Source organism: Paenibacillus sp. JDR-2, from assembly GCF_000023585.1.
Taxonomy (GTDB): Bacteria; Bacillota; Bacilli; order Paenibacillales; family Paenibacillaceae; genus Pristimantibacillus.
Genome location: NC_012914.1, coordinates 2,930,823 through 2,951,899 on the forward strand (window position 1 = coordinate 2,930,823; position 21,077 = coordinate 2,951,899).

Annotated in this window: 13 protein-coding genes; 11 read left to right on the plus strand and 2 right to left on the minus strand. The window is 49.6% G+C overall.

From position 1 onward, the window contains the following. The first annotated feature begins 17 nt into the window (after window positions 1-17). From PJDR2_RS31915 to PJDR2_RS12960, 9 genes are all read left to right on the plus strand, one after another. The gene (locus PJDR2_RS31915) at window positions 18-4,775 is read left to right on the plus strand and encodes an S-layer homology domain-containing protein (protein ID WP_015844142.1); all 4,758 of its coding nucleotides are present in this window, start codon (window positions 18-20) and stop codon (window positions 4,773-4,775) included. Window positions 4,776-5,027: 252 nt separating this feature from the next. Continuing rightward, complete coding sequence (locus tag PJDR2_RS12925; RefSeq protein WP_015844143.1) at window positions 5,028-7,682, plus strand: PA14 domain-containing protein; 2,655 nt, start codon at window positions 5,028-5,030, stop codon at window positions 7,680-7,682. Between the two features lie 202 nt (window positions 7,683-7,884). Then, complete coding sequence (locus PJDR2_RS12930; protein WP_015844144.1) at window positions 7,885-9,471, plus strand: response regulator; 1,587 nt, start codon at window positions 7,885-7,887, stop codon at window positions 9,469-9,471. Then, on the plus strand, window positions 9,468-11,267 hold the full coding sequence (locus tag PJDR2_RS12935) for a sensor histidine kinase (RefSeq protein ID WP_015844145.1): 1,800 nt from the start codon (window positions 9,468-9,470) through the stop codon (window positions 11,265-11,267). Before PJDR2_RS12930 ends, PJDR2_RS12935 begins: the two co-directional genes overlap by 4 nt. Continuing rightward, complete coding sequence (locus PJDR2_RS12940) at window positions 11,264-12,574, plus strand: ABC transporter substrate-binding protein (protein ID WP_015844146.1); 1,311 nt, start codon at window positions 11,264-11,266, stop codon at window positions 12,572-12,574. The genes PJDR2_RS12935 and PJDR2_RS12940 overlap by 4 nt, the downstream gene beginning before the upstream one ends. 120 nt (window positions 12,575-12,694) lie before the next feature. Next, complete coding sequence (locus PJDR2_RS12945) at window positions 12,695-14,089, plus strand: ABC transporter substrate-binding protein (RefSeq protein ID WP_015844147.1); 1,395 nt, start codon at window positions 12,695-12,697, stop codon at window positions 14,087-14,089. Window positions 14,090-14,189: 100 nt separating this feature from the next. Continuing rightward, window positions 14,190-15,074, plus strand: coding sequence for a carbohydrate ABC transporter permease (locus tag PJDR2_RS12950; protein WP_015844148.1), 885 nt, complete (start codon window positions 14,190-14,192; stop codon window positions 15,072-15,074). Window positions 15,075-15,084: 10 nt separating this feature from the next. Continuing rightward, window positions 15,085-15,921 (plus strand): carbohydrate ABC transporter permease, encoded by an 837-nt coding sequence (locus PJDR2_RS12955; protein ID WP_015844149.1) that lies wholly within the window; start codon window positions 15,085-15,087, stop codon window positions 15,919-15,921. 24 nt (window positions 15,922-15,945) lie between these two features. Continuing rightward, a complete protein-coding gene (locus PJDR2_RS12960) occupies window positions 15,946-17,664 on the plus strand; it encodes an RICIN domain-containing protein (protein WP_015844150.1) in 1,719 nt (572 codons plus the stop codon). A gap of 59 nt (window positions 17,665-17,723) precedes the next feature. Here the strand turns inward: PJDR2_RS12960 and PJDR2_RS12965 are convergent, their stop codons facing one another. Beyond that, window positions 17,724-18,695, minus strand: coding sequence for an aldo/keto reductase (locus PJDR2_RS12965; protein WP_015844151.1), 972 nt, complete (start codon window positions 18,693-18,695; stop codon window positions 17,724-17,726). Between the two features lie 150 nt (window positions 18,696-18,845). On the opposite strand from PJDR2_RS12965, the gene PJDR2_RS12970 reads away from it, so the two are divergent. Beyond that, window positions 18,846-19,520 carry a TetR/AcrR family transcriptional regulator gene (locus PJDR2_RS12970; protein WP_015844152.1) on the plus strand — a complete coding sequence of 225 codons (675 nt, stop codon included), beginning with the start codon at window positions 18,846-18,848 and terminating at the stop codon, window positions 19,518-19,520. A 72-nt stretch (window positions 19,521-19,592) separates the two neighbouring features. Here the strand turns inward: PJDR2_RS12970 and PJDR2_RS12975 are convergent, their stop codons facing one another. Continuing rightward, on the minus strand, window positions 19,593-20,156 hold the full coding sequence (locus tag PJDR2_RS12975) for a GNAT family N-acetyltransferase (protein WP_015844153.1): 564 nt from the start codon (window positions 20,154-20,156) through the stop codon (window positions 19,593-19,595). Between the two features lie 169 nt (window positions 20,157-20,325). Between PJDR2_RS12975 and PJDR2_RS12980 the strand changes: the two genes are divergently transcribed. Then, entirely contained in the window at window positions 20,326-21,018 is a 693-nt protein-coding gene (locus tag PJDR2_RS12980) for a GDSL-type esterase/lipase family protein (RefSeq protein ID WP_015844154.1), read from the plus strand. The last annotated feature ends 59 nt before the right edge of the window (window positions 21,019-21,077 follow it).

Below are 21,077 nucleotides of genomic sequence, written 5' to 3' on the forward strand. Positions count from 1 at the left end.
GGATGGAGGGATCTACCATGAGAAGAAACAGGAAATGGCTGAGTACCGTTTTTGCGTTTGTTTTGCTCATCCAGGGTTTTAGTTCTATGGCAACGCCAAGCATTCAAGCTTCGCCGGCCGAAGAGACAGAGCAGCCCTGGGAATGGAACAGCGTTAATCTTCAGGGAATGGGCTGGGTTACCGGTCTTGTCACGCAGAAGACGGCTCCATATCTGATGTATGCAAAGACGGACGTTGGCGGCGTATACCGTTACGTGCGCGAAGAAGACCGCTGGGAGCCTTTATCGGACTGGCTAAGCTTGGATAATCGCCATGGCTACGCCGTAGAGAGCATAGCGATTGATCCGGGTGCCGCCGATGATGTTTATATGGCCGTTAACGGTTCGTATAGCAAAGGCGGAGAAATCTATGCTTCCCATAATCGCGGCGAGACTTGGGCGGCTACGGGTATGGGAGCAAACGATATTTACATGGGAGGAAACGATGCGCTCCGCTCCGAGACGGGAGAGCGGCTGGCGGTTGACCCGAACCGTTCCGGCAGTCTGTACTTCGCCTCGCGAGGAGACGGATTATGGACGAAGAAGGGCAATGCTGCTTGGTCCAAGCTGACTGGAGGTCTGCCGAATACGCCAACCTGCCAGGACAAAGCGGGCTGCGGCGGGTTTTCGTTTGTTGCCTTCGATAAGAATTCGGGTACGACGGCATCAGGGGATACGAAAATATTCTATGTCGGCGTCTATGAGGACGGAGTCTACAAAACGATTGACGGCGGCATAAGCTTCGCGAAGCTTGGCGGACCAACGGGCAGCGAGTCCAATCATTTCTTCCGCGCGGCTGTGAATGCAAGCGGTACCCTGCTTGTGACAAGCGGACAGACGATTCTGCGCGCGGAGCGCACGGATTCGGTGCTTGCCAAGGTATTTGATTCCAATGATCATAGCGAAATCGTGCAGAAGACGGTTGTAGGGATCGATATGGATCCGTCCAATGCTTCGCTTTTCTACGCGCAGGCCGGTGATTCCGATGCGGGCAATGCCTGGATGTACGTAAGCTCGGATGGGGGCCTGACCTGGAGCCTCAAGCAGGAGCACAAAGGAATCGAGCCGGAGTATTATCCGGAATGGTGGTCGAACCATGAGCGAGCGCCGCTAGTAGTCGATCCTATCGACCCTACGACGGCATGGACTTCAACGGGCTTTGGCATCCTGAAAATCAGGGGCATTAATACCGATACGCCGGTTGCCGATGCCAACATGCATGGCATTGAAGAGCTGGTAGGCTATATCGCCAAAGTACCGCCTCTTGCGGGTGGCTTCGACGTGCATGTCGGGTCGGCCGATTCCGCGGGCTTCTCGGTACGGGATCGCAATACGGTGCCTGATACGAGGTTAATGGGCCAGAAATACGACGGCCCGCCGATGTGGGGCATTAATTTGACCCAAATGTCGGGACTTGATTACAGCTATCAGAATCCGAACGAGATGGCTTATATGGGCTATCATCAGTTTGCGCTATGGAACGGTGCGCCGTTCAATTTCTACGGGACAACGCATGACGGCGGGCGTACCTGGGAGGAATCCGCCATTCCGTCAACCCTCGAGACAACAGGGGGAATGATCGCCATGTCTTCTACAACGCCAAGCCGCATGATCTGGTCTCCATATAACGGCTATATGAAGTATAGCGAGGATGGCGGGAAGACGTGGAAGGATGCGAGCGGGATTGAAAGTCAGGTATTTGGCCATCTGTATGAACGTAACAGCTACTGGTGGAGCTCCACGCAGAATCTGGCATCCGACAAAGTAAATGGAAGCAAGTTTTATATGTTCACGGAAAAGGATTCAAAGATTGCCCAATTTTATATGAGCGAAGACAGCGGCAAGACGTGGAAGAATACGTACACCGGCTACGAGGCGCAGGGCGACGAGGATTACACCGCATCCAATCCCGAGCATAAGGTGAACTTTGCAGCACTTCCATTCGTGAAGGTTAAAGTTAACCCGGCCAAGGAAGGGGACGTATTCCTGGCATCCAAACAAGGAGATTTCGGCGATGACCACGCAGGCAAATATTCGAAGCTGTACCGCTCCGCGGATGCTTCGGTGACCGACTTTACGGAAGTGCCTAACGTTCAAGCAGCCGTTGACGTAGCCTTCGGCAAAGGCGACAGTCCGGACCAGCCTTACATTTACCTGTACGGTATCGCAAACGGAGACAGCACTTCCGGCGTGTATGTATCCAAGGACAATGCGAAGAGCTGGCAGAAAATCACGGATGCCAGTCATTCCTTCGGGGGGACCAACAGCATTGAAGCAGACATGCGCTACAAGGACCGCGTATATCTGTCGCTCGAAGGCCGCGGATTCGTGTATGGCCAGCCTGCGGGCCTACCGGAAGTGAGCATCTCGGGCATCCAATCCGATGAAGAACTGCCTAATGCGGTTCAAGCCGGACGAGTCTACAAGGCAGGGGCAAGCGTTGCCATTCAGGCAGAGGCGGCCGCGGCATCCGGAAGCTCGATCTCTAAAGTTGAATTCTTCGAAGGCGACCGGAAGCTGGGCGAGGATACTACTGCCCCTTATTCGCTGCAGATAGAAGCCGATTTGCCTGGGGACTACTACATGATTGCCAAAGCAACGGATAGTCAGGGCAGAGTGCAGTATTCGTCACCACAAGATTTCAGTGTTCGTGATTTGACCGAGGTGACCGGTATCAGCTACAAGAACGAAGCCGGGCAGCCGCTTACCGCTCTTACCGGCGGTCAGACCATCAAGGTCGAGACCTCTGTACAGAACAATACCGGCATTGCGCAGCAAGTGAATTTGGTTGCAGCGCTCGAGGATGGTCAAGCGAATCCTGTAAAGCTGGTCAAGACAACGGCAAGCTTGAAAGCGAACGGCAAGGCGGTACTTGGCGCCGAATTAAAACTGCCGGAAGCCGTCGACGGCCATATCGTAAAGGTATACGTCTGGGATAACGGCCAATCGGCCGGAAAACCCGCGATTTCGACGATACCGGATACAACGGCGCCTTCTTGGCCAAAGACCGCGAAGCTCTATTATACGGAGCGCGGAGAGACCAACGTGAAGTTGTACTGGGCGAATGCAACCGATGATTTCGCCGTATCGCGTTACGAGGTTTATCAAGACGGCGTCGCGGCTCCAATCGCAACCGTTGACGGGAATGCCGTGCGTCAGTTTACGGTTACGAATCTTGATCCTAACACGGAATACGCGTATCGCGTCGTTGCAGTGGATGGGGAAGGTACAGCCTCGGAAACGCTTGGACCTGTTCAATTACGAACGTTGGCAGCGGATGCGGAAGCACCTTCCGTGCCAACCAATCTACATGTAAGCAATGTAACCAGCCAGAGCGCCGTTATCAGCTGGAGCGCAGCAACGGACAATGTTGGCGTAACGGGCTATGACGTTTATGCGGGCGATTCGAAGCAGGCGACCGTTACGGGAACAAGCTATACGGCAACGGGTTTAACCCCGGATACGTTATATAGCTTCAGGGTCGCGGCACGAGACGCGCGTGGCAATGAATCAGCGAAGAGTACGGCTGTTGAAGCTAGAACGTCCAAGCAGCCGCAGACCGGGACAGGAACAACAAACGTATCGGATCCAACCGTGAAAGGCGGAACTATTCATACTGTTCCAAGCATGGATGGAACGCATGCCGCTATAAATCTTAAAGCGCAAACCATAAGCGATGCTATCCAAGGTGCTGTGAAAGACAAGAAGGATGCTATCTCCATAGAGACAGCTGCCTCAACGGGCAAGTTCGATTCGCTTGATCTCGATATTCCGGCTGCATCCGTATTGGAAGCCAAGCAGCAAGGGATTAACCGGATTCGAATCGTAACGCCATTCTTTACGTTGACGTTGTCGACAGACGCAATTGCCGGACTTCATGCCGATGATCAGACGATCAAGCTGCAAATCAGCAAGCTTGCCGCTTCGGACAGCGCAGGCAAGCTTGTCTATGACTTCAACCTGTTGGTAGACGGGACAGCCGTGCATACGTTTAACGGTTATCATCCTGTGAAAGCGGAAATTCCTTACAACCTGCAGTCCGGTCAAAAACCGGGCACGGTTATTGCTTCCTATGTAGGCGATGGCGGCAAACTGGAACCGGTGAAAAACTCGCGTTATGATGCCCTGTCCGGCATGCTGGTCTTTTATCCGCCGCATTTCAGCCAATATGCCATCACGGCAGCATCGCCAACCTTTACGGATGCAGGCTCTGTCAAATGGGCGCAAGAGGCGATCGACGGATTAGCCGCGCGACAAATTGTTAATGGCGTGCAAGAGGGACATTTCGCCCCTCAGAACAAGGTCACGAGAGCTGAATTTATCTCCATGCTTGTCCGCACCTTTGATTTGCTGCAGCCGAGTGCCGTATCGTCCTTTACCGATGTGAAACAAGGGGCTTGGTATGAGCACGAAGTGGCTTCCGCCGAGAAGCTTGGAATTGTCAAAGGCTACAGCGACGGAAGCTTTGGCGTAAACCGTACGATTACCCGCGAAGAAATGGCGGCTATGATCTGGAATGCGGCTAATGCCTTTGGTTTGAAGCCAAGTACCGGTATTCCGGCAACGGGGTATACCGATGAGGCTTCCATCTCCTCTTACGCGAAGGAAGCCGTTCTTCAATTAAGCGGAGCGGGATTATTAAACGGCTACGAAAACGGAAGCTTCATGCCAAGCGGAAACGCAACGCGTGCTGAAGCGGCCGTACTGATTTATCGTATTTTGCAAGCAGCTAACTAATTTGTTTTTTCAACAGGAAGAGGTGGGACGAATAGGCATGCGACAAGCCTATTCGTCCTGTTTACCTACGACGGAGGCAAACAACTAGAGGTGATAATGAATCGATTTGAAAGCGCTTTAACGATGCAGGTCTAACCGGATCTTAAAATAACCGCCTTGTCGGCCTAATCCCGGGAAGACCGATAAGCGGATGACATAGATTCGCTTTCTGCAATAGGATTCATAATCTTTAGTTACAGGGAGGAACAAGTTATGTTCAAGAAAGGCACCGCCATTATCGCGGTTGTAGCGCTGCTTGCGCAAATTTCTATTTTATCATTCAAGCCTGCAACCGCCGAGGCGGCAACAAGCGATATTTCCGCATCCTATGATTGGCAGCAATTAAAAACGGGCGGAGGCGGTTTCGTAACCGGAATCGATATTCATCCTAACGGAAACGTGATATACGCGCGTACGGATGTAGGCGGAGCCTACCGTTTAAATGATGCGAAGACGGGCTGGATCCAATTAGTAACCGCGGGAAGCATGCCGGATGAATCGCCGGGAGGACATAAAGGAGTCGTAAGTATTGTTGCTGCGCCAAGCAATGCCAATGCCGCTTATATGGCGTTTGGCGACAGCGTCTACAAAAGCGGCAATAAAGGGGATTCCTGGAGCAAGACCAATGTATCGGGACTTGCCAACAACGCGAACGGGGATGCCCGTACGACAGGCGAGAGATTAGCCGTTGATCCGGCCAATGAGAATGTTGTTTATTACGGCACCATAGGCAACGGATTATACGTAACGAGAAGCGGCGGAACCAATTGGTCGGCGGACGCGGGCATTCCGGGTACGGGAGAATCCGTGCATGGCGTGCAGGACGTCGCGATTGACGCCGGCAGCGGTACAGTGAGCGACGGCGGCGTTACCCGGACGAAGACGGCATACGCTTCCGTATACGGCAAAGGCATTTACCGGACGGATAACGGCGGCAACAGCTGGTATAAAATTACGGGTTCAGGCCCAGCGGACAACGGGAACTATACCGACATGGAGATCGTGTCCGGCGTATTGTACGTGTCTGGCGGAGGCGTATGGAAGTATGCGGGAGGAAGCTGGACGCAAATCAACAGCAACGCGGATATTTGGAGCATTGCGGTATCGCCATCCAATCCAAGCAAAATTTTGGCTTTTAACGGCGGCGGCACGCCTTACCGGACCACAAACGGGGGAGGGCAATGGACGCAGCTCGACAAGAACAGGGTATCGGGATCGGGGGATGTCCCATGGCTGTCCTGGACGGATGAAGGGTGGATGTCGGTTGGCAACGTCGCTTTTGACCCTGTCGTGCCCGATAAGCTTTGGTTTGCGCAAGGCATAGGCGTATGGACCTCTACGGATATTAACGATAGTCAATTAACATGGACATCGCTAAGCGCGGGCATTGAGGAAATGGTATCCAACGATATCGTAGTGCCGCAAGGCGGCAAGCCCGTGACGGCGTTCTGGGACCGGCCTTTATTTTACCATGCGAACAATGACCAGTACCCGTCGCAGCATCAACCAAGTTCCAGATTCAATACCGCTTGGGATCTGGATTATTCGTACAACAATCCGAATTTCCTAGTTGCCAGCATCTCGGATCACCGCTTCTGCTGCGAGAGCGACGGACAAGCCTTCCCAAGCGGCTACTCGACCGATGGAGGCCAGACTTGGACGCCGTTCGCATCGGTACCGTCGGACATGCATTTCGGAGATATTGCCGTAGCAGCCTCGGATACGAACAATATCGTCTACTTGCCGACCAGCAACCGGACGCCGTATTACACGACAAACCGCGGACAATCCTGGAATGCTATCGTTTTGCCGGGGACGGAGAATGCTTATGATAACGGGCAATATGTGGGCGGATCGCATTTTGCCTACTACTTGAACCGTCATGCCCTGGCTGCCGATACGGTTAACGACCATACCTTCTATCTGTATCACAACGATAACGGCTTGTACCGAACGACAAACGGCGGTCAATCGTGGAGTCTGGTCAATACAACCCTTCCAAAAGGCTGGGCGGTAGGCTGGTTTAATATGACACTGAAATCGGTGCCTGGCAAAGCGGGTCATCTCTTCCTCACCTTTGGCCAACTCGACGGGTCATCTTATTCGCTCTATCATTCCATTGACGGAGGTACGACATGGACGGAGATCAGCGCGGTTAAGGATGCAACGTCTATTGGATTTGGCAAAGCGGCGACAAGCGGCGGATATCCCGCGATCTATCTTGCAGGCAAGGTAGAAGGAGATTACGGCGTATGGCGTTCCACGGACGAAGGGGCGAACTGGAGCAAGATTGCAACCTATCCGAAAGGCATCTACGATAATGTCTCCGCCATTGATGGGGATAAGGATGTTTTCGGCAAGGTATACGTAGGGTTTAAAGGGAACAGCTTTGTTTACGGAGCGCCTAGCGGCAGCAACCCGCCGCCCGGAGATTCCGGCGTAGGCAGCGGAATGGGATTAAACGGTACGTACTGGAACGGACTTAACTTCGAGCAATGGGTAGCGAACCGGACCGAAAATATTGATTTCGACTGGGGCGAAGGAGCACCGGTATCCGGCATGAACACTGACAACTTTCTGGCCCGCTGGTCAGGCTTCGTCCAGCCGAGATACAGCGAAACGTATACGTTCTATACCACATCCGACGACGGTGTCCGCGTATGGGTGAACGATCAGCTTATTATCGACAAGTGGATCGACCAGCCGGCGACGGAGTGGAGCGGAACAATCTCCCTTCAGTCCGGACAGAAATATAGCATTCGCGTTGATTACTACGAGAAAACAGGCGGTGCATCCGCGAAGCTGAGCTGGTCGAGCGCAACACAGGCCAAGCAGATTATTCCGGCGTCTCAGCTTTATACGCAGTAAGCCATGGTTAATGTCTTGTTAATAGGGTAATAGCTTTGCAAAAAGGCCCGTATTGTCGTTGCAAACGATGAGTACGGGCTTTTTCTTTTCCTTGGAAATTAGAAAAATAGAATTAATATGAAAAGTCGTGCTATTTTATCGTTTGCATTTGGTGTTACATTATAAAAAGACAGCGGTTTCAAAAGCAGGGGGGACTATCTCTATGATTAGAGTGCTTATAGCGGATGACGAGCCGGAATTCCGTGACTATTTGGCTCATTTGACGGATTGGGAGGCGCTTGGGTTCGAGATCTGCGCGCAGGCACGCAACGGCAAGGAAGTGCTCGAGCTCGCGGAGCTATGGCAGCCACAGATCGCGCTGCTGGATATTAACATGCCGATTATGGACGGGTTGTTGGCTGCCGAAGCTTTGAAGAATGCTGATGAAAACACCTTAATCGCCTTGCTTACCGGGTACGGCGAGTTCGAATACGCGCGTAAGGCCATTAAGCTTGGGGTTGAAGATTATGTCTTGAAGCCATTCAAGAAGGATGAGCTGTTAGCTTCCATGTTCAAATTCAAAGCGATCATTAACAAGCGGAAGGATGAAATCGTGCAAGCGATGGATGATCGTTTCCTAGCCAAGGAAAGATTGCTAAACACGATTCTGACCGAAGAGTTCGATCGACAGGAAGACGAATTTATACGCTTTTTCGATAAACAAGGGGTGAAGCTCCAACAAGGTCCTTTTATGGTCGTATCCATTGAGATCGATAAGATGTATCAGCTTTGGAGCAAGTCACATGAGATTGCCTTGTGGAAATTCGCCGTTTCCAACGTGCTGATGGAGGTTGTTGTTTCGCGTAAACCGATGATCGTCTTTAATGGGCCGGAGGGGCGTATTGTTATCCTGCATGTCCTGGATGAAGAAGAGGATTCTTCAGAAACAAGGCTTGAAGGATACCGCAAACTATGCGACTATGTCAAAACTTATTTCAAATTCACCATTACCGTCGGGGTGTCACGGCCAGCAGCCGAATTAAAGGATATTCGAGCCGCTTATGCGGAGACCGTTATCGCATTGCAAAATAAATTGATATCCGGCAACGGCGGTCTTATCCCTTATAGTTCTCTGAACGATAAAGGAAGAGGCGTCGGATTTAACTCCATGAAGTGGAACGGGGAGCTGTTATCTGCTCTTAGGCGCAATGATTGTCAGGAAACAGAGGCTTCGCTTCATGAAATTAAAGCCTATATCCGGGACCATCAGCTGCCGGTTGATTTCTCTTACGCCATATTTATGAGCATTGTGTCCCTATGTTTGTCCTATATAACGGAGATGGGAGGAGACATGGAGCAGGTGCTGGGCAGCGACTTCCGTCCCTATCAGCAAATTAAACGCATGTCTTCGCTGGAAGATACGTTCGAATGGCTTAATCAAATTTTTAATGTAGCTATTGCCTATTACAGCAAACAAAAGGTTTCAAGACCGCTTCAAATCGTCCGGGAAGTCAAGGAGCATATCGACCTCCATTATTCGGACAGCGAGCTAAGCGTCGAGAATATTGCCCGTTATTTCCATCTGGATTCTAGCTATATCCGCAAAGTATTCGCGAAGGAGCTGAACGTAAGCGTCGCGGAATATATCACGTATGTCCGGCTTAATCAAGCAAAGCAGCTATTGGAGACTACGGGAATCAAGCTTCAGGAAGTGTCCGAAAGAGTGGGGTACAGTGATGCCGGTTATTTCAGCAAGGTGTTCAAGAAGCATTGCGGCGTGCTGCCAAGCGAATATATGGGGCGTATATGAGAAAGCTGTTCGACTTGTACCGGAATATGTACATTCGCAAGAAAATAACCATTGTATTTATTCCGATCGTTGTCCTGCCTCTTCTAGTCATTGTGTTTACTTCCAATAGCATTTTCTCCGATTCCACCCTTCAGAAGACGAAGGTGAACATTAAGGGAGAAACCAGCGTGATCTCGGCTCGCATGGATAACATCTACAGCAATGGAGAGACCTGCTCCAGTATTCTGGTTAAGGATATTAACCGGATCTACCAGGATCTTGGCATCGGAGAACAAAATACGTATCAGAATGTCAGGTTTCAAAATCAGATCCTTAATGAATTCGACTTTAATCTTCGGGCATTCAAGGACATTGAGTCGATAGCCTATATGGACTCCATGAACAACCTGTACGTATCGGATTACCGGTTAAATGCCAATATGGACAAGGCGATGAGAAGCCGGATGTTAGAGTCGTTAAAAGCTCCGGGCATTCCGACCAGCGTATGGTTCCCTATGCAGACCAGGGATTATTTGACGACCGATCCGAACAGTCCGGTTCTTACCATTGGGAAGAGAGTAGTCGATATCGAGTCGGGAGAGACTCTTGGGATCATCATTTTGAACATTAGGGAAAGTACGTTCTCTTCGATATTTCCAATGGAGGGCATCAAAGGGGAAGACGGCTTCAATATTGTGGACGCCAATGGACGGGTCGTTTCTTCAACGGACAAGGATGCTCTGCTGCAGCCCGTGCCAAACGCTAATCTCCTGAATTGGCTTCAAACGGGTAATGATGGGGAATCGAAATATGTTCACCTGGGTAATGGCGATTATCTCATCGTGAAGAAGGAGATTCCGGAGCTAGGCTGGACTTTGTACAAGCAGATGATGGTAAAAGAGCTGACGATTGACACTTATACGAACTCCTTCACGATATTTGTTGTTGGCCTGTTGTGTACGATCATAGCCATCATCAGTTCGATTGTCTTATCCCGCCATATTGCCAAGCCGATCATCAAGCTGACCAGAGTAGCCAAGCTGGTTCGGGAAGGGAACCTCAACACGGCTAGCGAAGTGAAGTCGCAAGACGAGGTAGGGATTCTAGCCGGCACCTTTAACGAAATGATCGTGACCATAAACGGCTTATTAAATAAAGTGACCCAGGAACAAAGAAAAAAGCGGGAATACGAATTCGCTCTTATTCAAGCGCAGATCAAACCTCATTTCTTCTACAATACCCTCGATTTGATCTATGTGCTTTGCGAAAAAGGGAAAACGTCGCTTGCCGCCGATACAACCATGGCATTGGCTGATTTCTACCGCATCTCGCTGAGTAAAGGAAAAGAGATTATTACAATCGCGGAAGAGCTAAAGGTCGCGGAAGACTATCTCTTTATTCAAAAAACCCGTTATTCCGATATCATCGACTTTACGATCGATGTGGACCCGGCCATCCTGGAGTACACGATTATCAAGCTGACCATTCAACCGCTTATCGAGAATGCGATTTATCATGGGCTTAGACCTAAAATGACGCCTGGCAAGATTACGATAAAAGGGTTCTGGGATCGCCAGGGCATTATTCTGCAAGTCATAGACGATGGAATCGGATTCCCGACTGAGGAATGGCAAGCGAACATCGACCCTGCTGCTCAGCCGATCCCAGCAGGAAAGTCTTTTGGACTAAAGAGCGTTCATGAACGAATTCAGTTGTATTTCGGAGAACGTTACGGCATTCAGGTGGAGAGCGGTATGAGCAGGGGCACGAAGGTTACCATTACGATTCCGCCCGTAGAGGGAGGGTTGTCGACATGAGAGTGAAAACGTTAATTATGCCGATGTTAATCGCTTCCCTCGCCGCGGCATTATCCGGATGCGGAGGTAACCAAGAGGGCAATGACCGGCTAACGGAAGTTCCTGCCGCAACAATCTATACCTATCGCATCATGACCCATTACTCCAACGCTGCGGAGAAGCTGCCTGTGGACGCCTCTATTGCGGAGGTTCATAAGCAATTCCCCAATGTCACCCTTATTCCTGAGCCATTAGCCAATGATAACGGGGAGCAATTCAAGACACGGCTTGTTACGGGAGACCTTCCGGCAATCATGGACATTAATGGACAGACCATCGAGAATGTCATTACTTCAGGCAGCGTCATTAGACTGTACAGCTATTTCAATGCTCATCCGGACTATGCCAATCAATTGATTCCAAGCGTAGCCGACAATCTCAGATACTCCGACGGACATATTTATGCTTTTCCGCGTAACGGTCCCGCTGCTGATCTTTTGTATTACAATAAACGGCTGTTCGAGACGTATAACATTGAAGTTCCCACTCATTATGCGCAGCTGCTTACTGCCGTCAAGGTATTGAGAAGTCATAATATCATTCCGATTGCGATGTTCGCCAAGCAGGCATGGCCGGTTGGAGCATTCTTCGACATGTTTGCGATGCGGGCCAATCGAGATGGCATGATGGCCCTTAGCCAAGGTACCGCAAAGGCTTCTGATCCCGGTTATAAGGAAGCTATTCGGAAGATGGGCGAATTGATTCAGAACGGCGTGTTTCAGCAGAATGCGATTGCCACGGATTACGTTTCCGCAAAAGCGCTGTTTTACAGCGGCAAAGCCGCCATGTTTATTAGCGGAGAATGGGACATTAGCGATACCGAAGCCCATCTCGGGAAGGATGTGGATTTCATGGATGTCTTTCCGACAACGGATCAGGGAGCGGTTCAGGCAAATCCATTGGCTATGCCGGGAGGAGGAGAACCTGGCGGAATAGCGGTGGCAGCTAATGCGCCTAACACGGATTTAGCCGTTCAAGTCGCGGCTGCGTATACGAGGGCCTTCCAAATATACTCGTTCGAATTGCAGAGCAGCACAATGGTGACGATTCCTACGGAGGGACTGACCCCCGAGCACCCTTTGTCGGAGATGACGAAGAGACTGCTTCTATCCAAGAGCCATTACGTGATGCGGTCTATGCCGGAGCATTCGCTTCCCAACAAGAAGTTCGCTGCCGCCTTCGGAGAAGAGCTGCAGAAATTCGCTGCCGGGGAGTTGCCGGATGATTTTATACGAAATACGGATTCGCTCATTCTTAGCACGCGATAATCGCGTGTCTTTTTTTGTCCTGAAAAGTACCAACGGATGCCCGTTAATTCCCTTCATGAGGTCTGGCAGGTTGATTACAATGAAGCCATGCTTCACAAATGAATAGGGGGAAAAAATTCTATGACTACCGGAATGAAAAAACCGCTTTCGATCGCTATGTCCGCCATTCTGCTGTCGTTATCGTTATCGGCATGCGGCAGCAACAATGACAACCAAGCCTCTAGCAGTAACTCTCCTGATGCGACAGCATCAAACATGGCCTCTGCGGAAGCGTCGCCAAGCGCATCCAATACAGCCGCTGATCCCGTGACTTACAAGGTTCTCACTCATTATTCCACGGATGACGAGAAGGCTCCGGCAGATTGGGCGGCGGAGGAACTCAAGAAAATCTACCCCAACGTTACGATTAAATACGAACCGCAAATGAATGACAACGGGGACTCCTTGAAAGCCAGAATCGCAACCGGCGATCTGCCTGATTTCTTCAACCTTATGCCGATCCAATTCGACGCGGCTATCCAATCGGGTTCGATTCTGGATTTGACGGCGGCTTGGGATGCCTCGACGGCCAAGGCCGATATGATTCAAAGCTCCCTCGATACGCAATTGAAGTATACGGACGGCAAAATTTGGGCCATTCCGCAAAACGGCCCGGGGATTGATCCTCTGTATTACAACAAAAAGGTATTTAGCGATAACGGAGTTAAGGTACCAACGAATTATCCGGAACTGCTCGAGGCGGTAAAAGCCTTTCATGCGGCAGGCATCGTTCCGATTCCGATGTTCGCGAAGGAAGCATGGCCAATCGGCGCCTTCTTTGATATGTTCGCGATGCGCGTGAATCCAAAAGGAATGATGGCGTTAAACGACGGAGATATCAAAGCATCGGATCCGGAGATGGCGGACGCGATTGGCAAGATGGCAGAGCTGATTAAAGCGGGGATCTTCCAGAAGGGAGCAACCTCGTACGACTATGATTCCGCGCGCGGCTTATTCCATCAGGGCAAAGCAGCCATGTTAATTAACGGCGAGTGGGATATCGGCGATATGGTCAAGGATTTTGGAGCAGACATCGGCAACATTGACTTCCTGGACGTATACCCAACGACCGATCAAGGCAAGGAAGACGCGAACAAATATGCGATGCCGGGCGCGGCGGAGCTGGGCGGCTTAGCTGTATCCTCGAAGGTGAAAGATCCCGATCAAGCGATGCAGGTCGCGATCACTCTTGCCAAGTTGATCGCTCAAGGCGGTTATGTAAAGGAAGGCCGCATCGACTCCACCTTCAAATTGGATGGTCTTACCTCGGAGATTGCCGTTCCGGATATGACGAAAAAACTGCTTAGCATGTCTTCGCAATATCAAATACTCGGCACGGTAGAGCACACGCTTCCCAACAAAGAATTCTCGACCGGCTTCGGCGAGCTGCTTCAGAAGCTGGTTGCGGGCGAGAGCGCAGCCGACTTCATTAAAGAAGTGGATGCTTTGCAAGCCAAGACCGTATTCAAAAAGTAACGCGCCGTTAATTGCGCAGGTTGTATGTACAAAGGCGCGCTCCGTTCAACATGCGGAGCGTGCCCCTAATCGAAGACTGAACACGAAGGTGCGTGATTTCATGAGAACGCTTCGCTCCAATCCTTTAGCCACGGCCATCTTTGTTCTGCCGGCACTAATCGTATTTACGGTTATCGTCATGTATCCGCTGGTCCAAACGTTGTTTATGAGTTTGTTTGACTGGGATGGCGTACTGAAAGCGAAGTTTGTTGGTTTGAATAATTTTAACACCCTGATTCACGATGATATCTTTTATGTATCGCTTAAGAACGGTTTTATATTCGCGGTTATTCTAACCGTCTTTCAACTGGTATTAGCCACGGTGTTTGCCTTGATCCTGCTTAATCCTCGAATCAAAGGCAAAAACATGCTGCGCAGAGCTTATTTCATACCCGTTGTCCTGTCGGTAACGGTTGTCTGCCAGTTATGGATTTCGATGTACAATCCGCAATACGGGATGATCAACAAGCTGTTTCAGGCGCTAGGCTTGTCCTATAGCCAAGACTGGTTGTCTAACCTGGGCCTGTCTTCCATCATCGCGGTCACGATGGTGGCTGCCTGGCAAGGGATGGGTTATCAATTCGCACTTATCTATGCCGCAGCCAAATCTCTTCCCGAGCACTTCTTCGAGGCCGCTAAGATTGACGGGGCCACTACCTTCCAAATCCATCGGAAAATAACAATTCCACTGCTCGCGGAAACGTACCGGATATGCTTGATATTTACGCTTAACGCCGGCCTTAACGCCTTCGCTTACATGCAGATCATGACCAAAGGCGGGCCTGGGACGTCTACTTACACGCTAACGTACATGATGTACCGTTCAGCTTTTAAGCTGGATCAGTACGGTTACGGCTGCGCGGTTGCCGTTGTCGTTGTTCTGCAGTGCTTGTTTGTCACTTTCTTAATCAATAAATTTGTAGCGCGTGAACGCATTACGTATTAAGGTGGCTTCGATGACAATAATCCGATCTCTCAAGAACATCGCCATGCCGGCCGGTCTTTGGATCTATCTCGTTATCTCCTTGTATCCGCTGATCTATCTCATTTTCTTCTCGCTGAAAAATAATGACGAAATATTTACGACCAACCCGCTTGGCTTTCCGCATCCGATTAGATTTAACAATTACCGGGACGCCGTAGAGTCTTTCGACATTACGTTGTATTTCAAAAATAGCCTGATCGTTACTTTGATATCGATAATCGCTATTCTGATTCTCAGTTTAATGTTCGCTTATGCATCCGCGAGAATGACTTGGAAGCTGCGATCTTTCGCGAACTCTTATATCCTAATCGGGTTATTTATACCGACACAGGTCATCTTGATTCCGCTGGCCGTCTTCGTTCGCGATATGGGTATTTCGAATACGTATCTGGGATTGATTCTCCCGTATGTCGCTTTTAATTTGGCGTTTTCCAGCCTTATATTTTACAGCTTCTTCCGAACGATTCCGATGGAGATCGAGGAATCAGCCTTTATGGATGGTGCCTCCATCTATCGGACCTTTCTGCAGATTATGCTGCCCTTGGTTCAACCGGCCGTTGCGACGGTTACGATATTTTCTTTTATGAACGTGTGGAACGAATTTACTTTATCCCTGATTCTGGCCACGAAGGAATCCATAAAAACGCTGCCGATCGGGCTTTTGTCCTTTACCGGTCAATACGCGACGAATTGGGGGCCGATGGGGGCCGCGATGGTATTATCGAGCATTCCGGTTATCGTGGTGTACCTGATACTAGGTGATCAGGTTGAAAAGGCGCTAACGGTGGGTTCGGCAGTGAAAGGATAATCAGTTATTCGAGGAGGGAACAGGTTGAAGAAGAGTACTAGTTTGTTAATGCTCATGTTAATTATGTGCTTGCTATTTATCATTCCGCATAACGGTTATGCTGCAAATCCAGTGATGACAGTAGACCTTGGAACATCAACGGGGGCACCTCTGCATGGGGCGACGGGCTTCTTATATGGACTAGAGAATGATGCAACTCCGGATGATTCTCTCTTAACCGGGCTGAATTCGCTGGATATGACGGGACAGATGGCCCCGGGCGGCCAACAGCATGCCGGAGGCGATGCCTTTGTCGTGGCGGATAAATGGTTCAGGTCGGGAGGCAAGTATGTTCAGATTTACATGCAGGATATTTACGCACAGTGGCCTTATCCCAACAATTTTACGGATTATTTAACCAAAGTATCGACGATAGCAAACCAAGTGAAAAACAATGTGAACCGGACAAGGTTTCTGTACGTTCCATTTAATGAACCCGACTGGATCTGGTATGGAACATCGGGAACAAAGCTGACGAACTTCCAGAACGATTGGAAGACCGTTTACCAATTAATTCGATCGATTGATCCTGGCGCGAAGATCGTTGGACCAAACTTCGAACATTATAACAGCGCGGCATATCGTTCTTTTTTTACTTTCGCGAAGGCGAACAATGTATTGCCCGACTATACGAGCTGGCATGAACTCGATGATACGGCAAGCACTTGGTACAACAGCTATAACGATTACCGGAGCATGGAAGACTCGCTTGGCATTGCGGATCTTCCCATTACTATTAACGAATATGGCAAAAATACGGAGTTAGGCGTACCGGGCAAATTGACGCAATACATGGCTCGGTTTGAGAATAGCAAAGTACATGCCGGTCTTGCTTACTGGTATAAGGAAGGGCAACTGGACGAATTGCTTACGCCGTCGCACACCAAAGCTGGGGCATGGTATCTATTCCAATGGTACGGAGGGTTCACGGGCCAGACCATAGCAGTTACGCCTCCAACGCAAAACGGAGACATGCAGGGATTAGGGTATTATGACAGCGCCAGAAAGCTATCGGCCGTCATCTTTGGCGGGGGCAGCGGCAGCCTGGATATGCGCGTCAACAATATTCCGGCTAATCTGCAGACGAACGGAGTAACTAAAATTGAAGTCTGGGGTGTAGATAATTCCAATAAAACGACATCTACAGGGACTTATCTGCTCTCAAGCACCAATTATGCGGGTTCAGGCGGCAACGTGCAATTTACGCTGAATAATTTGAATGCAAGCTCCGCTTACCAGCTTGTCATTAAGCCGGGGGATAGCAGCGGATCAAGCGGCTTTGATCCGAATGGATATTATAAGATTGTTAATCGGACGAATGGAATGGTGGTAGACAGCGGAGGTAATATTGCGCAAGGCACATCCGCGATTCAATGGGTGTGGAACGGGGGAACGAATCAACAGTTTCAAATACTGGATGCGGGAAGCGGTTATTACAAGTTCGTCAACCGAACGAACGGAATGGCGCTTGATAGCGGAGGGAATGTCGCGCAAGGAACCTCGCTCATTCAATGGGCGGTAAACGGCGGCACGAATCAGCAATTCAGTATTGTTGATGTCGGCGGAGGATATTACCGAATCGTCAATCGTCAAAACGGCATGGTCTTCGACAGCGGTGGCAATGTCGCGCAGAGCTCGCCCGTAAAACAATGGAATTGGGATGGCAGCACCAATCTGCAATGGCAAATCATTAAAGTGAACTAAGAGGGAAAGAGAAGACCAAGGCAGCCTGGGCTGGCTTGGTCTTTCGTCTGTTTATTTGATTATAGATTAACGGCCTGCATACCCGATTCATTCATGCGTTCACCGTGGGCGATATTTTTCGGACTGACGGCTTCAATGCGAGCCAGTTCATCGGCAGTCAATTCGATAGCGGCAGCTCCGGCATTTTCCTCTAAATATTTTAGGCGTTTAGTTCCCGGAATTGGAAGAGCTCCGTTTGCAATTGTCCATGCCAAAGCGAGCTGCGAAAGCGTACAGTTTTTTTCGGCCGCAATCTTCTTAATCTCTTCGAGAACATCCAGATTTTTCTGGAAATTCTCGCCTTGATAGCGCGGCATATATTTACGAATATCATCTTCGGCGAAGTCGGAGAAGCTGCGAATTTCACCGGTAATAATACCTCGGCTAAGCGGACTGTAAGCAACATGCGTGATGCCAAGCTCGCGTACGACGGGCAGAATCTCATCCTCGATTTCGCGGCTCCATAACGAATATTCGGTTTGAAGCGCGGAGATTGGATGAACGGCATGCGCCCGGCGGATCGTTCCCGCGCCAGCTTCGGACAAGCCTAAGTACCGGACCTTGCCGGCCTTCACCAATTCAGCCATTGCGCCAACGGTTTCTTCAATCGGCACGTTAGGGTCAACTCTATGCTGGTAATACAAGTCGATGTAATCAAGGCCAAGCCGCTTGAGACTTTCATCGATCGCTTGCTTGACGTAATCGGGATGGCCTCCTCGGAATTCCCAATTTGGTCCAAAAGTGAATTTGGTCGCTACGACCGCTTGATCACGGCGCCCCTTCAACGCTTGTCCGAGAAGCTCTTCGTTGTGCCCATTGCCATAAGCATCGGCTGTATCTAATAGGGTCACGCCTAATTCCAAAGCGCGGTGAATAACGTTTATGGATTCTTGATCATTCGCTAGACCATAAATGCCGGAGGACATTCCCATCATGCCAAGCCCGATTGAAGATACGGTCAAATCGCTGTTGCCAAGTTGTCTTGTTTTCATCTTTTGTTTCTCTCCTTCGAAATGAAATTCGATTACGGTGAACAGAATACCACACGAATTGTCCGGTGTAAACGAAAAACGTAAAAAACGTTTAGTGTGTTCGTATCCTTCGTTTTTTTGTATAATAGGGCTATTGAAGGAGGCATTGGCATGACCCCAAAGGAAGAGACTAAAGATCCGCATGCGGAAATGAGAAGCAAACTTGTGGCAAAAGTAATCCCAATCGTACGAAAGAATGGTTTTCAGGCGCTTCGAATGGAAACCATCTGCAAGTATATGGATGTAAGCAAGGCAACGATGTATAAATATTTTGCATCCAAGGAAGAGGTCATGGGGAGCGCGGTTGATGTGCTCGTCGAATTCATTGAAGAATTTGACGTTGATGCCGCTGATACAGTGGACTCTTATGGAACCGTGTTCCAACAACTCCTGGAGCAGTCGATCCTGATCGCGGCTTATATCTCCGACGGGTTCTTGAATGAGCTGCAGGCGGTGTATCCGGATCTGCACGTTCGATTAACCGATGCGATGAAGAAAAGGGAGAAGAAAATACTTGAAATCCATCTCGAAGGGAAAAACAAAGGAATTTACAATGCATTTAACGAGAATCTGTTATTCCTTCAGGAGCATGTGCTCGTAAGAGCGATGATGGACGTCAAATTCCTGATGAGCTACCAGATGTCGCTGGAAGAAGTACTGCTTGAATATTATAAGTTGATGAAGCACCAGCTATTCAAGCAGGAGTACCGGTGCTTGTCGGATGATGCGGCCATGGCAGCCAAATGCGAATTCCTGGCGAAGAAAATAACCCGCGATTTGTTCTGAAAACGAGTTAAAAAGCAAACAAAAAGAACGAACTCATTGTCTGAATTCGTTCTTTTTGGCGCTCTCGAAGGTTTATTTCCACTCCGAATCAAGAAGAGAGAACATAAGAGTGTCCGTGATCCATAAACCAAAAGGATATTGCCTCAGCAATCCTTCCTGTTGGAAGTGTAATTTGCGCAATACGGCAAGGGACGCGACATTCTCGGGCATGACCTTAGCTTGCAGACGCTTCAGTTCCAGGATGTCGAATCCGTAGGCAATAACCGCGCGAAGGGCTTCGGTCATATAGCCTTTTCCCCAATATTCCGGCAGGATGATATATTCCAGATCACCTGCTGCTTCAAGCTCGAAATCTCTTGCAATAACCATACCGATGACAGTGCCATTATCTTTAAGAGTTATCGCCCAGCGGATCATTTCCATCGATTCAAATCTTTGCCGGGATCTGCCGATTAAAAGGACGGCTTTTTCCTTGGAGTCCATCGGCGTGTTTCCGAAGAACTTTGCGCTTTCGGAGTCAGAAAGCATTAGGAACAGAGCATCCGCATCCGTTGAATCATTTTGAGTAAACGATCTGAGAATAAGCCGTTCCGTTTCTAAGACAGGGAATGTTGTAAAATGGTGCTGAAAACTCATGATGGTAACCTCCATGTCGTTATAATAATGCAGAATTATAGCAGAAATTTGGAAGGGCTCCAATCGAATTTCATAAATAGTACAGTAACATCCTATAACTATTGCATTTAATTCAAAGATCATGCTCAGCTATGCTAGGGAGAAAGTGCTTAAAAGGAGTTGTCTACCTATGCATATTCCAATCGTTCGTCCCGGCATGTTCACGGTTCAGGCTGCTGCGGATGCCCGCAGGCTTGAATTTGACGCCAAGAATGAGGTTATCGTTAATAACAAGCTGTCTGTCGATTTCGTATTCGTAGGCGATTCGATTACCCACTGCTGGGAGCTGCAGGCATATTTTGGCGGAACGTCGCGCATTGTCATTAACCGAGGGATCGCCGGAGATAAGACGGAGTTCGCGAAACGCAGATTTATGGCGGATGTTATTCAGTTGAAGCCCGCCAATGCGGTTATTATGATAGGCATCAATGATACGTGGGTGCTGGATGATAAGGACGCAGCGGGCAATACGCCGCATGAGGTCGAGCAGCTTATCGGGAAGAATATCGAAGCGATGGTTCAAATGGCGGATGAGCACGGGCAAAAGCTTATTCTATGTTCGCTGCTGCCGACGAATATACCGGGTAACCGGACAAACGCCTCGCGAAATGAGATGATCGTCCGAGTAAACAGCAGGCTGGAAGCCTTGGCCGGGCGTCAAAGTCATCTCTTCGTAGACTATCACTCCGCGCTTGTTGATCAGGATGGAATGACGCTGCGAGACGGCTTGACGGTTGACGGACTTCATCCTCATGTTCTCGGCTATAATAGAATGGCTCAGACGTTGAAGACTACGCTATATCAGCAAGGGATCGAAATCTAGAAGCCAAGTGATGGGATCATTCACCAAACGGGCATGCCAAGATATGATGGCTTGCCCGT

Coding starts and splice junctions, on each gene's coding strand:
- PJDR2_RS31915 (WP_015844142.1), top strand. CDS start 18: ATGAGAAGAAACAGGAAATGGCTGAGTACCGTTTTTGCGTTTGTTTTG.
- PJDR2_RS12925 (WP_015844143.1), top strand. CDS start 5,028: ATGTTCAAGAAAGGCACCGCCATTATCGCGGTTGTAGCGCTGCTTGCG.
- PJDR2_RS12930 (WP_015844144.1), top strand. CDS start 7,885: ATGATTAGAGTGCTTATAGCGGATGACGAGCCGGAATTCCGTGACTAT.
- PJDR2_RS12935 (WP_015844145.1), top strand. CDS start 9,468: ATGAGAAAGCTGTTCGACTTGTACCGGAATATGTACATTCGCAAGAAA.
- PJDR2_RS12940 (WP_015844146.1), top strand. CDS start 11,264: ATGAGAGTGAAAACGTTAATTATGCCGATGTTAATCGCTTCCCTCGCC.
- PJDR2_RS12945 (WP_015844147.1), top strand. CDS start 12,695: ATGACTACCGGAATGAAAAAACCGCTTTCGATCGCTATGTCCGCCATT.
- PJDR2_RS12950 (WP_015844148.1), top strand. CDS start 14,190: ATGAGAACGCTTCGCTCCAATCCTTTAGCCACGGCCATCTTTGTTCTG.
- PJDR2_RS12955 (WP_015844149.1), top strand. CDS start 15,085: ATGACAATAATCCGATCTCTCAAGAACATCGCCATGCCGGCCGGTCTT.
- PJDR2_RS12965 (WP_015844151.1), bottom strand. CDS start 18,695: ATGAAAACAAGACAACTTGGCAACAGCGATTTGACCGTATCTTCAATC.
- PJDR2_RS12970 (WP_015844152.1), top strand. CDS start 18,846: ATGACCCCAAAGGAAGAGACTAAAGATCCGCATGCGGAAATGAGAAGC.
- PJDR2_RS12975 (WP_015844153.1), bottom strand. CDS start 20,156: ATGAGTTTTCAGCACCATTTTACAACATTCCCTGTCTTAGAAACGGAA.
- PJDR2_RS12980 (WP_015844154.1), top strand. CDS start 20,326: ATGCATATTCCAATCGTTCGTCCCGGCATGTTCACGGTTCAGGCTGCT.